A 16,311-nucleotide genomic window follows, 5' to 3' on the forward strand; every position below is an offset into this window, starting at 1 on the left:
TAGCGCAATGTGCGCTAACGCACGGACGTAACCCCTGGGCGCGACCATTGTTCTAGAAAGGAAGCATCGTTTGTGCATGAAAATGCACTCTCACCAGGATGGAATCTGTGAAACAACTTATTCGTTTTGTGCGTCCGCACCCAACGTTTGCAGCGCCATGGAACTCTACTACCCCCATCCGGGAAGAGCTCTTCAGCGCAGAGCGACTTGAACAGCACGCAGGCAGTTTGGCGCTAGACCAAGCAGTTACCAATACGCCCTCCAAGGTAGTTTCTTTAACACGACGGCTCAACGATAACGCTAACACCCTGTTGGACGTTTACCGCGCCAGTGCCTCGGCGCTGGCGAGTGGTCGGGAAATTGTGCCTGCCGCCGCTTGGCTGCTCGACAATTACCACCTGATTGAAGCGCAAATTCGTGAGATACGCAGCGACCTTCCCCCTGGTTATTACCGCCAGCTACCGAAGTTAGCCAACGGGCCTTTTGCGGGATACCCACGGGTATTCGGTATCGCCTGGGCCTTTGTGGCACATACCGACAGCCATATCGACCTGGAGAATTTGCAAAACTTTATAACCGCTTATCAGCGCGTTCAGCCCCTGACCATTGGCGAATTATGGGCGGTAGCGATCACGCTGCGAATCGTGCTGATCGAGAACCTGCGACGCCTTGCCGACCAAATTATCAGTGAACAAACGGCGCGAGATGAAGCCGATTCATTGGCGGCAAAATGGCTAACACCCACCGATCAGCAAACCTCCCAGGCACGCCACACCTTTCACCTGGAGGCCAGCAGTCTTCGCTTTCACACAGGCCCCCTGGCGGAACCCTTCACTGCTCAGCTTGCGAAGCGGCTGCGCGGCTTAGATCCGCGCAGCAGCCCGCTGGTTGATTGGCTCGATGAGCAGCTTAGCCGTCAGGGTGAAACCATCGACGAGATGGTTCAACACGCTCAGCAGCGCCAAGGCGCCGCCAACGTTACCGTGCGTAATATCATCACCAGCATGCGCTTTGTTTCCAGTATCGACTGGGCCGAGCTGTTTGAAAGTGTCAGCTTGGTGGATACACGGCTACGCCAGCAGAGTCACTTTGATCAGCTTGATTTCGCCACCCGCAACCAGTATCGCAGCGCCGTAGAGCAGATCGCCCGAGGATCTCGTTACAGCGAGCTTGAGGTAGTCGAAGCAGCGCTCTCACTCTCCCACCAGGCAGCGGCTGGCACCAGCGACCCAGCCGAAGCTGCACGCCGGGGAGACCCCGGCTATTTCTTGGTTGGCTCGGGTCGTTTAACCCTTGAGCATCAGGTTCAGTTTACCCCCTCTTCCCGTCAGTGGCTGCGCCGGACGCTCATTCATCACGGTATTCGCAGCTATATCGTACTGATGGCTGTGGTCACACTGACCCTAATGACGCTGGCCGGTGGACTACTGCTTTCGTTGCCGCTGGCGATAGGGGACGTGCCGTTACCTTGGCTCATGCTCTTGGGAGCGTTTGGTTTCCTGCCCATTATGGAAGTCGCAACGCTGATCGTTAACCGCCTGATTATCTACTCTATCGACGCTCAACCGCTGCCTGGGCTAGACCTTGCCAAAGGCGTTCCACACCAGCTACGAACCCTGGTGGCTGTGCCCACACTGCTGACCAGCGAAGAAGATCTGCGCGAACAGATCGAGCGCCTTGAAGTGCACCACTTATCCAGCGGTGAAGGGGCGCTTAGTTATGCGCTGCTGCTCGACGGCGTGGATGCCTCTCAAGCGGAACTACCCCATGAGGCCGCGCTGTTAACGGCTGCTCAAGCAGCGTTCGACCAGTTAAATAAGCGTTACTGTCCTCTCGCCCTCGAAAGCGATAAATGCTTCTTTTTGCTCCATCGGCGGCGGGCATTTAACGCCAGCGAAAATACCTGGATGGGCTGGGAGCGTAAGCGGGGCAAGCTGCACGAGCTTAACCGCTTGCTACGTGGCGCCACGGACACCACCTTTATCGACCCGCCACCACTGCCCAGTGACGTGCGCTATGTCATCACTCTGGATGCCGATACCCGCCTACCTCGGGGCGCGGCAAGCCGATTGGTCGGTAAAATGGCGCATCCGTTAAACCAGCCACGGCTGGATCATCAGCAACGCCGCGTCGTAGAGGGGTACGCGATACTGCAGCCTCGCGTTACTCCTTCGCTGCCCACGGGGGGCGAAGGCTCCATCTACCAGCGGCTATTCTCCGCGCCAGGGGGCATCGACCCCTACGCCGCCGCTATTTCGGATCTCTATCAGGATCTGGTCGGCGAAGGCTCGTTCGCCGGTAAAGGTATTTACGCGGTTGATGCCTTTGAAGCGTCGCTGGCTGGCCGGGTGCCCGACAATAGCCTGCTCAGCCACGATTTGTTTGAGGGTGTGTTTGCTCGCGCCGGTCTCGCCTCCGATATTGAAGTGATTGAAGACTTTCCGGCCCGCTATGACGTAGCCGCCAAGCGCCAGCACCGCTGGACACGCGGCGATTGGCAGCTGCTCCCCTGGCTAATAGCACCGGCGCTGCCGCTCACCGGGCGCCTGAAAATGCTCGGCAACCTGCGCCGCTCGGTGACGCCGCCGTTAGTCCTGGCAAGCCTTGCCGCTAGCTGGCAGATGCCGCTGAGCATGGCCATCACCAGCACACTTCTATTACTGGCCGTTGTCGGCGCACCGGTGTTGCTCTCCCTGGCGGCCTCATTCATTCCCTTCCGGGCGTGGTCTAAACTACGCCACCACTACCACCTTTGGTTTGATGAGCTAAAGGTGGGTAGCGCGCAAATTCTGCTACTGATCCTTTTTTTGCCCGACCAGGCATGGCGCATGCTGGATGCCATCGCCAAAACCTTAGTCCGCGTGCTGATCACCCATCGGCGTCTGCTTGAGTGGACATCTGCCGCCCAGTCGATGAAAAGCCCGCCGCTGACGGTACTGGGCTTCTATCAGCGCATGGCACCCGGCACTGCTTTAGGGCTAGCGGTAGCCATTAGTGCACTCTTGACCGCTAGCCACACATGGCCAATCACACTGCCCATGGCGCTGCTTTGGTTGGCCGCGCCAGCAGTGGCGTCTTGGTTAAGCAGCAGCACAAGCATCGTCGTCCAACCCACCCTTTCGGCAGAGGAAGCATTTGAGCTACGGGTCATTGCCCGGCGAACCTGGCGCTATTTCGAAACCTTTGTGACCGCCAACGATAACCGCTTACCTCCGGATAACTTTCAAGAAGATCCCCAACCCGTCCTCGCCCAGCGCACCTCGCCGACCAATATGGGGCTCTATCTACTCTCCACCCTGGCAGCTAGAGATTTCGGCTGGATAGGCACCCATGAGACGCTTGAGCGGCTTGAAACAACCCTGGGCGTGATGCTGGGCCTACCCCGATACCGGGGGCACTTCTATAACTGGTACGCCACCCACGACCTGCGCCCACTTAACCCCCGCTATGTGTCAACGGTGGATAGCGGTAACCTTGCAGGGCACCTTATCGCTATCGCCAACGCCTGCGAAACCTGGAAGGCGACGGGCTATCTAGCTGACCCACGCGTAGGCATTGCCGACACGCTAAACCTGGCCCGTCAGACACTTCAGCAAGCGTCAACCTTCTCGGAAAAGTTCACGGTTAAGCTGAGCGTGCAGCTGGAACTCATAGACGCCCAGTTGAAGAGCGAAGTGATGTCGTCGGTATGCTTGGCAAATATCGCCACACTGACGGATAGCACGTTAACGCTGGCGCGCACTCCTCTCAACGAGCATAGCGACCCACACAGCAAAGACCTGCTGTTTTGGTTGGAAGCCCTGCACGCCTCGGTGACGCAACACTGCCATGACCGAGAAATCCAGCCCAACCTTGAAGAGGGTGCACTCGCCCTACGCCTGCAACAGTTTGCGGACTCTGCGCGACGCCTGGCATTGGGCATGGATTTCGCCTTTCTACTCGATAGCGAGCGCCAGCTGCTGTCGATTGGCTATGCACTGGATGACAACAGCCTGGATACCAGCTGCTACGACCTGCTGGCTTCCGAGGCGCGGCTGGCCAGCCTGTTTGCGATTGCCAAAGGCGACATTCCCACCCGCCACTGGTTCAAGCTTGGCCGCGCAGCGACGCCCGTTACCTTTGGCTCGGCGCTGATCTCCTGGTCGGGGTCAATGTTTGAGTACCTGATGCCGTCGCTGGTGATGCGCGCCCCTGGGGGCAGCCTGCTGGAGCAAACCAATCGGCTGGTGGTAAAGCGTCAAGAAACCTACGCCGCCCAGCTCTCCGCCCCTTGGGGTATTTCCGAATCTGCTTATAACGCCCGTGATCAGGAATTCACCTATCAATACTCTAATTTCGGGGTGCCGGGGTTGGGGCTCAAACGGGGACTTTCTGCTGATCTGGTGATCGCGCCCTACGCCACCGGGTTAGCCGCCATGGTTGACCCCAGCGGCGCCTGTCGTAACTTCAAGCGCTTGGCGGAGATGGGCGCATTAGGCCGCTATGGCTTCTATGAAGCGCTCGATTTCACCCGTTCGCGGCTACCCGCAGGGGAGAAAGTGGTGGTTGTGCACAGCTTTATGGCCCACCATCAGGGTATGACGATCGCGGCCATTGCTAATACTCTGCACCACGGCCAGATGCGCGCTCGCTTTCACCGCGAGCCGATGATTCAAGCCAGCGAGCTGCTGCTCCAAGAGCGGGTTCCGCGTAACGTGTCGATTGCCCATCCCCGCGCTGAAGAGGTGAAGTCAAACGCGAGTCAGATGATTAACGAAGCACAAACCATTCGACGCGTTTCAACGTCAGCCAGTGGTCCGCCCGTTACCCATTTACTCTCCAACGGCTGCTACTCGGTGATGCTAACGGCCACCGGCGGCGGCTATAGTAGATGGCGAAACGTTGCCATTAGTCGCTGGCAGCCGGACGCCACCCGCGACCACTTAGGCAGCTTTATTTTTCTGCGGGACACTCGGCACCCCGGCGTGTGGACAGCCACAGGACAAACGGCGGCACACCCAGCCGGTGCAAACGATGAGCATAGCCATGCCATATTTGCCGAGGATTATGCTCGCTACAGTCATCGTCACGACGATATCACCAGCCATATGGAGGTGCTGGTTTCCGGAGAAGACGACAGCGAAGTTCGTCACCTTTCGCTCACCAACAGCGGCCGTCACGCCCGCGACATTACGATCACTTCCTATCTAGAATTAGTCTTGACCGCTCCCAGTACCGACAATGCGCATCCCGCTTTTGCCAAAATGTTTGTGGTGACCGAGTATCTGGAAGCTTTTAACGCGCTAATCGCCACAAGGAGGCGGCGCTCCCCCGATGAAGAGCAGGTATGGGCGGCTCACTTTGCGGTAGTAGAAGGCCATACCGTGGGCGAGCTAGAGTTCGAGACTGATCGCGCGCGGTTTTTAGGCCGCGGCCGAAGCACGCTACACGCCACAGCGCTGGCAGAGGGACAGCATCTTTCGAGCAGTGTCGGCAGCGTGCTGGATCCTATTTTTGCGCTGCGTTACTGCCTGCGCGTGGCCCCTGGCAAAGCCACCCGAATCGCTTACTGGACCGTGGTCGCCTCCTCCCGCGAGGCGTTGATGGATTTGATCGATAAGCACCATGACCGCAGCGCGTTTGAACGCGCCAAAACCCTCGCCTGGACCCAGGCCCAGGTTCAGCTCCGCCATTTGGGCATCCAGCCTGAAGAAGCCGCCGACTTTCAGCGTTTGGCCGCACCAATTCTTTACCCTGACGCCCGCTTTAGAGCGCCCTCCGATGCCATTGAACGCGGTGCAGGGCCACAGTCACGCCTTTGGCAACACGGCATTTCCGGTGACCTGCCAATTATTCTGATGCGCATCGACAGCATTGAAGACATTGGCCAGGTACGCCAACTGCTGCGCGCCCACGAATATTGGCGCTTGAAGCGGCTAGGCGTGGACGTGGTGATTATCAATGAGCGCTCCTCCTCTTATATTCAGGATCTACAGCAAGCCATTGAAACCGCGGTGCTTAGCAGCCAAACCCAGCCTCGTTTTAAAAAGGATTTTGCGCAAGGCTCCGTAATTGCACTGCGTGCCGACCTGATGAGCCTGGAAGTACGTATGCAGCTACAGTCGATAGCGTGCGTCGCGTTAATGGCCCTTCGCGGCAGCATAGCGAACCAGTTAGCCCTGACGCTGCCCGTACTGAGCGCCACAACACCGCTTCAATCGGTCATCAAACGCCCCCTACCCAAGCACCTCCCGCTCAATGTCAGTGAAACGCAACTCCCAGCGCTTGAGTTTTTTAATGGGCTTGGCGGCTTTGCCCAGGATGGCCGCGAATATGTAACGGTACTTGAGGCTGGAAGCTCCACGCCCGCGCCGTGGATAAACGTGATTGCCAATGCGGGCTTCGGTTTTCAGGTATCGGCAGAAGGCGCAGGCTATGTATGGGCAGATAACAGTCGCGAAAACCAGCTAACGGCCTGGTCAAACGACCCCGTGGTGGATCCGAGTGGCGATGTGATCTATGTCCGCGATGAAGAGTCGATGGCGCTCTACACCGCCACTGCCCGCCCTTTGCGGGATCATGGTCGCTACTTGTCACGACACGGCTTCGGCTATAGCCAATTCGAGCATCAGGTGGATGGGATTGCCTTGGAGCTGCTGCACTTCGTGCCGTTAGAAGACCCGCTTAGGATTTCGCGGCTACGCCTTAGCAATCACTCCGGGCGGCCACGCAAGCTATCCGTGACGGCTTATGCCGAGTGGGTGCTGGGCACGTCGCGTAGCGGTTCAGCGCCCTTTCTAATCTCACACCCTGACGTCGATAGCGGCGCGCTACTGGTGGAGAACCCCTGGAATATGAATTTCCCTGGCCGGGTGGCGTTTCTGGATATCGGTGCCCAGCCTGCTTCCTGGACGGCTGACCGCTGCGAATTTATCGGCTACGGCGGCAGTCTGGCAGCGCCAGCAGGGCTGCGCAGCCACGCTCCACTTTCTGGCACTCATGGTGCAGGATTGGACCCCTGCGCCGCGCTCAACCGCGGCGTAACGCTGGCGACAGGTGAAAGCGTCGATATCGTTGTATTGATGGGTCAAAGCAGCTCAACCGCTGAAGCCAAAGCGCTGATTGCGCAGTATCGTCAGGCGGATATTGACGCCGAGCTTGCCACGGTGACTGCGCACTGGCAAACGCAGCTTAAGGCGATACAAGTAACCACCCCTGATCGCGCCATGGACATCATGCTCAACGGCTGGCTGATGTATCAAACCATTGCCTGCCGCATCACCGCGCGCTCCGGGTTTTACCAAGCCAGCGGCGCCTATGGCTTCCGCGACCAGCTACAGGACGGCATGGCGTTAACCTTTACTAGCCCCGAAACCACACGCCAACACCTGCTGCGCGCCGCCTCCCGTCAGTTTGTCGAAGGCGACGTACAACACTGGTGGCTGCCCCACTCCGGCCAAGGGGTGCGTACGCGTATTTCCGATGACCGGGTCTGGCTGGCCTATGCCTGCGCCCGTTATATTGCCACCTCCCACGACGCCGCCGTCCTGGACGAGCCGGTGAGCTTTCTGGAAGGTGCCGAATTAGCTCCCGGCGAGCACGACTGTTTTTTCCAGCCGATGATCGCAGGGGAGACCGCCTCGCTGTTTGAGCACTGCGCACGCGGCTTAGATCAGAGCTTATCGCTTTCCGGCGAGCACGGCTTGCCGTTGATCGGTGGCGGTGATTGGAACGATGGCATGAACCGCGTTGGCGAAGCGGGAGAAGGTGAAAGCGTGTGGCTTGGCTGGCTGCTGGTGCATACCCTGGAGCTATTCCTCCCCTTTGCCCAGCAACGCGAAAAACAAGTGCCTTCAGCCTCACCGAGCACTCCACGCGCTGAGCGTTGGCGTGTCCATATCACTGCGTTGCGCACTGCGCTGGAAAGCAACGCCTGGGATGGCCAGTGGTACCGCCGGGCGACTTTCGATGACGGCAGCTGGTTGGGCAGCAAAGAGAGCGACGCGTGCCAAATTGATTCGATTGCCCAGACCTGGGCGGTACTCTCGGGGGCGGCAGAGCCCCACCGAGCGGAGCGCGCCATGGAGTCACTGGAGCGCGAACTGATCAGGCACGATGAGCAACTTGCGCTACTGTTTTGGCCCCCCTTCGATCAGCCCCAGCGCGACCCTGGCTATATCGGCGGCTACCCACCCGGCATGCGTGAAAACGGTGGGCAATATAGCCACGCCGCGATGTGGGCGATTCTCGCCTTTGCCAAGCTCGGCGAGGGCAGCAAAGCGCATGCGCTTTTTGCGCTACTCAACCCAATCAATCATGCCCGCACCACCGAAGAAGCCGCTCGTTATTACGTCGAGCCCTATGTGGTCGCCGCGGATGTCTATTCCGTTGCACCTCACACGGGGCGTGGCGGCTGGACTTGGTACACGGGCTCAGCGGGTTGGATGTACCGTGCCGGCATTGAGGGCATTCTGGGCATACGTAGAGAGGGTGGCTGGTTGGTAATTGCTCCCTGCCTCCCCCACGACTGGCCAAGTTTTAGCGCAACGCTGAGCATTGCCGCCACGCATTACGCGGTTAAGGTGACCACCACCGATGAGGTACCCAGCGCGCAGCTTGATGGCCAAATACTAACGCGCCAGCAAGGCGAAGTGCGCATTCCACTGGATGGCAAACAGCACCAGTTAGAGGTATTTATCAACCCAATCGCAACCGCGGAGCAATAGTCATTTACCGCATGTTTTTCGCATTTGCTTCTCACTCATGGCTATATTAAGCTCGGCTGCGTACCACACAGGTATCATTCAAATTCAGGCGGTTATCTCAGGTTAACCGCCGTCCCATTCGCAATCACACGGAGCCGTGATATGCATAACGAAACGTCAAGCGACCTTTCCCAGGCGGGCCTTAACATCGCCATTCAAGACATCAAGGATGAACTATTCGACACTCCCGAGTGCGACTACGCCATTGCCCAGCTACTTACCCGCTGGGGCCAGGCTGAAAAAGCCGAGCAGCTGCTGGATGAGATGCTGATGAAGTGGGGCACGTCACCCGAGGTGCTTGCTTTAACCCAGCGCGGGCATACGGAGATGGTTAGCACCAGTGAGCCATCTGCGGATAACGACGAAACCATTCGCAAGCCGCAAAAAACTGCGCCAGCGAACTTAGAGGTGGTAGCGGCCTGATCTAAAGGCTTGATCATCAAGGCAACAAGCATCATCTATCAATGCCCCTGCCCGCTTACGCGGCGGGGGCATTTTTATTGAATCAATTCGTGAGTGATCACTAACACTCCAATATAGCCATCTCATCGACTAAGCGAATAACAGCGTAACGGAGGTGAACCTCAGCTGGTAGAATACTGCCCCTTTCAGGCACGTCAGCAGCCAAGCGCCGCCACGTCACCCACCTTTTCCTACCTGAGAGTTGCGCAATGATCGCCACCGCCCGCACCGTTTTCCGGCCACTTATACAGCTGGGCCTTATCCCGCAGATTTTAATCGGTATCGTTGCCGGGGTAGTACTCGCCCTGTTTGCGCCGGGCATTGCTAGCGACGTGGCCCTGCTTGGCCAGCTCTTTATCGCCGCTTTGCAAGCGGTGGCGCCCATTTTGGTGTTTGTACTGGTAGCCGCAGCGATCTCTGCTCATCAAAAAGGCCAACCCACCCATATTCGCCCAGTGCTGATGCTGTATGTGGCGGGCACGCTGATCGCTGCGCTCATTGCGGTAGCAGCCAGCTTTCTATTTCCCACCGAACTCGCATTGAATGCCGGCCAAGTTGATGGCAGCCCGCCCGGGGATATTTTTAGCGTTCTACGCGACCTGCTGTTGAATGCGGTGGCTAACCCGGTTAGTGCACTGATGGAGGCTAACTTTATCGCTATTTTGGCCTGGGCTATCGGCCTGGGTTTGACCCTGCGTCAAGCCAGCGATACCACCCGCCAAGCGTTGAGCGATTTATCCGCAGCGATCACTCGCATCGTGACACTGGTGATTCGTTTAGCGCCGCTGGGGATCTTTGGTTTGGTAGCAGGCACGCTGGCTGAATCTGGCGTTGAGGCGCTGCTCAACTACGCCCAGCTGCTAGGTGTGATTGTGGGCTGCATGCTGTTTGTCGCGTTAGTGAGTAATCCGCTGTTGGTGTACTTCGCCACCCGGAAAAACCCCTATCCCCTGGTGTTTACGTGCCTGCGGGGCAGTGCGATTACCGCCTTTTTCACCCGTAGCTCGGCCGCGAATATCCCGGTGAACCTGGAGCTATGCCGCCGCCTGGAGCTCGACCCTGACACATACTCCATATCTATTCCGCTGGGCGCGACGATCAATATGTGCGGTGCGGCCATCACCATTACCGTGATCACTCTGGCGACCACTCATACGCTGGGCATTAGCGTCGACTTCCCTACGGCGCTGCTACTGTGCGTGGTGTCAGCGCTGGCGGCCTGCGGCGTTTCAGGCGTGGCGGGCGGATCACTGATGCTGATTCCCATGGCTGCCAACCTGTTCGGTATTCCCACGGAAGTGGCCATGCAAGCGGTGGCGATTGGCTTTGTGATCAGCGTGGTGCAAGACTCCACCGAAACCGCACTCAACTCCTCTACCGATGTGCTGTTCACCGCTGCCGCTTGTCAATCTCAAGAGACGAAGCGCTCTTAAGCGTTCACCCTGGGGGTGGCTGCTTATAACAGCCACTCCCCCCAGCGCGCTCACGCATCAACTATGTGAGGGTTTGAAAAGGCTCGCCAAACGCTCGCGCTCATCATCCTCATAGAAGCTCGGGTCATCGAACAGGTCGCGCTGGGTATCATCAAAGATCATTTCTAATGCCCCTGCACTACTTTGTACCATCGGTTCAAAGTGAGCCGTATGGGTAATCAAGGCCGTTACGTGGCGACGACGATAAATGGCGTATATACCCAGCAGGGTAAACACACAGGCGATATAGATCGGCAGGCCGTGGCCGCCCACGGCCGTCATCAGCGCCCCCGCCGCAATCGGCGCGACGGCACAGCCCGCACCGTGCATCACCAACATATCCGCCGAGCCGGAGACAATTTCATCCGGGTGAAGCTGGTCGATCAACTGCGCCACCGCCAGCGGATAGAGCGAAAACGCCAAACCGCCCCAGATAAAATAGAGCCCCAGCAGCACTTCGTGACTGGGAGCAAAGGGCATGCCCGCGGCGATCAGCGCTGCTAATAGCACTACCCAGGTCATCACCCTAGGGCGGTCATGCTTGTCGGAGAAGCGCCCGATAGGTATCTGCAGAAGCGCACCGCCAATAATCGCTACGCTCATCACCAGCCCCACCCCGCCAATATCAAACCCTAGTTGAGTGGCGTAGACCGGGGTCATCGACCAAAACGCGCCCATCGCCAGCCCCGATAACGCGGCGGAGGCCACCGCTAGCGGCGCAAAGCCCAGCAACGCCCGCAGGCTACTTTTGGGCCGCTCGGGGATTTTAGGCTGAACGCGACGTGTCAGGGTAATCGGCAAAAGAGCCCAACTGATCAGAATGGCGATTACGACAAAGAGTAAAAAACTTTGCGGTGAAGAGAGCCGCAGTAGCTGCTGAGCCGTGGCCAGAGCGCCCAAGTTGACCACCATATAGACGGCAAAAATACGCCCCCGCTCATGACTGGCGGCTTGGCTATTTAGCCAGCTCTCAATCACGGTCACTAAGGTGATAAACGAAAGCCCATAGATCACCCGCAACGGTAGCCATACCCAGGGGTTGATAAACACCAGGTGCAACAGCGCCACCGATGCACAAATAGAGGCACAGAAGCCAAAGGTACGGATATGCCCCATGCGCCGAATTAAACGCCCGCTTACCCAGGTGCCGCAGATAAAGCCGACAAAGTAGCCGGACATAATCATCCCCAGCATCGCGCTGGAGAAACCCTCCCCCGTACCACGAAGGGTTAGCAGCGTATTCAGCAAGCCGTTGCCCAGCAGCAGTAACGCCACGCTGTATAGGATCGATTTAACCGGTTTGAGCATTGCCAATGAACGCATTGCGCTTCCTCGCAGCATAGTCGCTATAGGTCATGCATAAAGAGTGCCACTGAAAGCGCTTGTCACAATCATTGACAGGCTAACGTTCTTTATATAGAACGTTCTATAAAAGGAACACGAGATGACAAGATGGATAAGCTCTCACTCCACACGTTGGGCCAACACCTTCAAGCACTTCGCCATGAGCGGGGCTGGTCACTGTCGCAGCTGGCTAATGAGGCGGGGATAGCCAAGTCCAACCTGTGTCGCCTGGAGCAAGGCAACGGCAATCCAACCCTAGATACCATTTGGCGGTTGGCGGTGCAGCTCAACGTGCCTTTCGGCACCCTAGTAGCGCCCATCAGCGTGCCGCTGGGCGAAAAGGGCGTTCAAGTGCGTTTGATTGATCAAGGCAAGGACTCCCCTCAGGTAGACGCCTACTGGATGCGCTGCGCACCGTATACATTGCGTCATGCCGAAGCCCATACACCCGGCACTCGTGAATCGCTTACGCTGATTAGCGGCTGGCTGGAAGCGGGGCCAGAGGGCGCCACCACGCAGCTCACGCCTGGGGACACCGTGACCTTCCCCGCCGACCAGCCACACCTTTATCGCACCCATGCAGCGGAGGCCACTTTGATGATGACCATCACCTATGGTGCAGAAGGCCAAACACCATGAGCCAAGCTGCCAGCCACTCTCCAGTCCGTAGCGCGCTACAGGGCGTGCGAGAGGCCATCCCACTACTGGGTGGCTACATTCCGGTGGCGCTGTCATTTGGCTTAGTCGCCACCCAGGCAGGCTTTAGCACACTGGAGGCCGCGGCTATTTCAGCGCTGATTTACGCCGGGGCCTCGCAGTTTCTGTTTGTCGGGATGATCGCCACCGGCGCACCGCTGTGGCTGGTGGTAGCGATGACGCTGCTGATTAACGTGCGCCATGTGGTGTACGGCCCTAACCTGGCGGCGTTACTGCCCCGCAGCCGCCACTGGCCCTGGCTAATGCACGGCCTCACCGATCAGGTATTTGCGCTAGCCTTAACCCGGCTACCACAACTGCCCGAGGTAAAGCGCTTTAGTTGGTTTGTCGGTGCATCGCTGTTGGCCTGGGGTGCCTGGATAATCGGCACCACGGTGGGCGCTACCGCCGGGGAGGCCTTTACCGCCCGCTGGCCGCTGCTGGGTGAGATTATGCCCTTCGCCCTGCCTGCGCTGTTTTTGACCATGGTAGCGCCGCGCTTTACCGACAAGCGTTGGGCAGTGGCCATGGGCTGCACCATTCTAGCGGCACTAGGTTTAACGCTGGTCGGCTGGAGCAACGTGGCGATTCCCCTAGCCGCCGCCTGTGGCGCACTGTGCTTTTATTCTATGCAGTTTTATACGGTGAAAGTCGCAACCAGCAGGAGGCGTGAATCATGAGCACCGCACTTTGGCTAGCGGTAGCGGTTTCTGCGTTTGGCACGTTGCTGATGCGGGTAGTGCCGTTTTTATGGATGCAGCGCCGCCTCAACAGCGAAAGCGGCCTTAATAACATGCCCCAGTGGCTGGGTATTCTCGGCCCGCTGATGATTGCCGCGGTGCTGGGGGTGTCCATTGTGCCGGTTAACCCAAGCGCTATTTCCTGGATCGCCACCGCCATCGGGCTTTCCGTCACGCTGCTGGTGTGGTCTCGGGTACGTTCATTGGGCTGGCCGGTCGCGGCAGGGGTCGCAGTGTTTGGGGTGGTGGAGGTAAGCGCGGCGTTCATGTAGCGGCTTTACTTGCTTGGAGAGTGAATGCATTCAAAAACTATAAAGAATTAACACGGCGGCTCTTGACGCGGCGGTTAAGCTTATTTACCGCAATAGCAAAAGCCCGGCCAATCTGGCCGGGCTTTTTTGAGAGCAGTATGCTTACCAGCTATATTTCAAGCTGCCAATCACGCTTCGAGAAGCACCGTAGTAACAGTAAAAGTCACAACCGCTTACATACTCTTCGTCGTTGATATTGTTGACGTTAAGCTGCGCAGTCCAGCTATCGTTAATGTCGTAGCTAGCCATGGCATCATAAAGCGTAGCGGAAGGCACTTCGCCGCCAATACCGCTGTCAGCGCTTGGCACGGTTTCACCCATGTAACGCACACCGGCGCCAACGGAAAGCCCAGGTGCCGTGCTGGCAAGATCGTAATCTAGCCAAGCTGATGCCATATGATAAGGCACAAACGGCGCACGCTCATCCTGCTGCGTATCACTTACGTCGTAGCGCGTATCGGTATAGGTGTAAGAGGCTGTTAGCTTTAGGTTATCCGTAAGGTAGCCCACGCCTTCAACTTCCACACCCTGCGAACGACGTTCACCCACTTGTTCCTGAACAGCACCATTTGAGATGAGCGTCTTGTCTTCTTCAACATCAAACGCCGCCACGGTCAGGTAGCCATCAAAATTTCGCGGTGTGACTTTTAGCCCCGCTTCCATCTGACGCCCCTCTTGTGGCTCATAAGCACCATTCTGCCCAATGCCCGCCACGGGTGTAAACGACTCGCTGTAGCTTAAGTAAGGCGAAACGCCATTGTCACCCAGGTACATCACCCCTGCCGTCAGCGAAAGCTGTTCATCATCGTAGCCTTCACTGGACCGGCCACTGCTATCACTGAATTCATCAGTGCTTTCTACGATGTCGTAACGAGCACCCGCGAGGAATACCCATTTATCGGCCACGCGCAGCTGGTCTTGCACATACAAACCAAACTGACTGCTATCTAACTCATGGTATGTAGGGTCCATTAGAGATGGGGTACGAAACGCGCTGTAATCTGGATTGAAAATATCTAGCGTATCTATACTTTGAAAGTATAAATCCCCATCGCCTTTTTGAGCCCTAAAGCTATCACCATCACTGTAATCGAGGTTTAGCTCTTGGTAACCAGCGCCCAGCAGCAGAGTGTTTTCCGTATTGTCAGTGTAGGTACGCGCGATAAAGCGGTTATCAATGTTAAAGGCGTCATAGTTACCATCACGGTCTATCAAGCCCCGAGAGATACTACGCGGTCCTATCGGAGCTGTTAAATCTTGGTACACAGTGCGTAGTTCTAGATCTAGATGGCTATAACGCGCGTTCTGCTGGAATTCCCAAGTATCATTAATGCGATGCTCTAGCTCATAGCCCAGCGAGTATTGTCGCTGATCAACGTGATCGAAATCCGGCTGACCAAGGTTCGTATCGCGGTCAATTTTGCCAAAGGGTGTATTGTTTAGCGTGCCATAGGCGGGGAAAAAGCCGGTTGTCGGCACACCTTCGTCTCTCTGAACGCTGGCAAGGAATGTCACCGTTGTATCGTCAGAAAAATCTACTGCCAGACTGGGTGCAAAGTAGTAGCGCTCTTTATTGCTGCCCTCTAATTCGCCCTCGCCATCGCGGTAAAGCCCCACCATGCGGTAGCGAATATCATCTCGCTCGGCTACAGGGCCGGACACATCAAGCCCCACTTGGCGGTGATCTTGGTTACCTGCTTCAATCTCTAGCGTTCCTTGTGGCTCGCGGGTCGGGCGCTTACTAATTGCGTTAATCACACCGCCAGGAGGCGCTTCACCGTAAAGAATGGAAGCAGGCCCTTTTAACAAATCAACGCGCTCAACACCAAATGGCTCGCTCATCCACCAGAAGTAGCCGCCAGTACGGAAAAGTCGCAAACCGTCTTGGTAGGTAGAGTTTTCAGCGCTAAAACCCCGCAGAAAGAACCAGTCGGCATTGTTGTCATCACCGTAAGGCTGAGACACCACACCAGAGCGGTATTGGAAGGTTTCGTCGTAGGTATTAACGGCGCGGGTTTCTAGGTCTTCAGAGCTAACGGTCGAAATGGCCCGTGGCGTTTCTACTTCGGGAGTTGCCACTTTCAAAGCCGTGGCCGTGACCACCACGGTGTCGTTGGACGTAGACGTTTCTTGCGCGTAGGCAGATGCACAAAAGATCGCCACGGTGACGGGAATCAGCGAGGAGATTGAGCGCGCCAAAGGACGACGGGCAAACGGCAGACGAGGCATGATGTGGTCTCAGTTGGATTTAGAAGCAAAGAGTGAACAGAAAATAAAAATCATGATAATCGTTATTATTAGCATTCATGATAGCGCTTTTAAACAGTTGCTTTCAATGACCTAATGAGGATTTCAACACCGCCTAACAGCGACACCAACTATACGTAGCCCTGCCGGTTATAAGCGGCTGACTGTACTGGCGAACACAGGTGAAAAAAATTCTACGGTATCTATTCTTCAATTATGTAACACGCGGTTCCTTCACCAGCTTCAGCCCCTTATGTGCGTTAGCGTACAGAGTTTGCCTAAAGAAGGACTATAC

At 57.0% G+C, this 16,311-nt stretch carries 8 protein-coding genes; 6 read left to right on the forward strand and 2 right to left on the reverse strand.

From position 1 onward, the window contains the following. Window positions 1-98: 98 nt before the first annotated feature. From QHL1GM_RS07895 to sstT, 3 genes are all read left to right on the forward strand, one after another. The gene (locus tag QHL1GM_RS07895) at window positions 99-8,705 is read left to right on the forward strand and encodes a glucoamylase family protein (RefSeq protein ID WP_071693975.1); all 8,607 of its coding nucleotides are present in this window, start codon (window positions 99-101) and stop codon (window positions 8,703-8,705) included. Between the two features lie 141 nt (window positions 8,706-8,846). Next, window positions 8,847-9,167, forward strand: coding sequence for a hypothetical protein (locus QHL1GM_RS07900; RefSeq protein ID WP_071693976.1), 321 nt, complete (start codon window positions 8,847-8,849; stop codon window positions 9,165-9,167). A 248-nt stretch (window positions 9,168-9,415) separates the two neighbouring features. After that, window positions 9,416-10,639: a serine/threonine transporter SstT gene (sstT, locus tag QHL1GM_RS07905; RefSeq protein ID WP_071693977.1), complete on the forward strand. Its 1,224-nt coding sequence runs from the start codon at window positions 9,416-9,418 to the stop codon at window positions 10,637-10,639. 57 nt (window positions 10,640-10,696) lie between these two features. On the opposite strand, the gene QHL1GM_RS07910 is transcribed toward sstT, so the two are convergent. After that, entirely contained in the window at window positions 10,697-12,001 is a 1,305-nt protein-coding gene (locus QHL1GM_RS07910; protein ID WP_071693978.1) for an MFS transporter, read from the reverse strand. A 129-nt stretch (window positions 12,002-12,130) separates the two neighbouring features. On the opposite strand from QHL1GM_RS07910, the gene QHL1GM_RS07915 reads away from it, so the two are divergent. The 3 genes from QHL1GM_RS07915 to QHL1GM_RS07925 are packed head-to-tail and all read left to right on the forward strand — an operon-like array spanning window position 12,131 to window position 13,730. Next, complete coding sequence (locus QHL1GM_RS07915) at window positions 12,131-12,661, forward strand: helix-turn-helix domain-containing protein (protein ID WP_071693979.1); 531 nt, start codon at window positions 12,131-12,133, stop codon at window positions 12,659-12,661. Next, on the forward strand, window positions 12,658-13,398 hold the full coding sequence (locus QHL1GM_RS07920; RefSeq protein ID WP_071693980.1) for an AzlC family ABC transporter permease: 741 nt from the start codon (window positions 12,658-12,660) through the stop codon (window positions 13,396-13,398). The genes QHL1GM_RS07915 and QHL1GM_RS07920 overlap by 4 nt, the downstream gene beginning before the upstream one ends. Beyond that, window positions 13,395-13,730, forward strand: coding sequence for an AzlD domain-containing protein (locus QHL1GM_RS07925; RefSeq protein WP_071693981.1), 336 nt, complete (start codon window positions 13,395-13,397; stop codon window positions 13,728-13,730). Before QHL1GM_RS07920 ends, QHL1GM_RS07925 begins: the two co-directional genes overlap by 4 nt. A 141-nt stretch (window positions 13,731-13,871) precedes the next feature. Here the strand turns inward: QHL1GM_RS07925 and QHL1GM_RS07930 are convergent, their stop codons facing one another. After that, on the reverse strand, window positions 13,872-15,998 hold the full coding sequence (locus QHL1GM_RS07930) for a TonB-dependent siderophore receptor (RefSeq protein ID WP_071693982.1): 2,127 nt from the start codon (window positions 15,996-15,998) through the stop codon (window positions 13,872-13,874). Window positions 15,999-16,311: the final 313 nt, after the last annotated feature.

This window comes from Halomonas sp. QHL1 (genome assembly GCF_001882345.1).
Classification (GTDB): domain Bacteria; phylum Pseudomonadota; class Gammaproteobacteria; order Pseudomonadales; family Halomonadaceae; genus Vreelandella.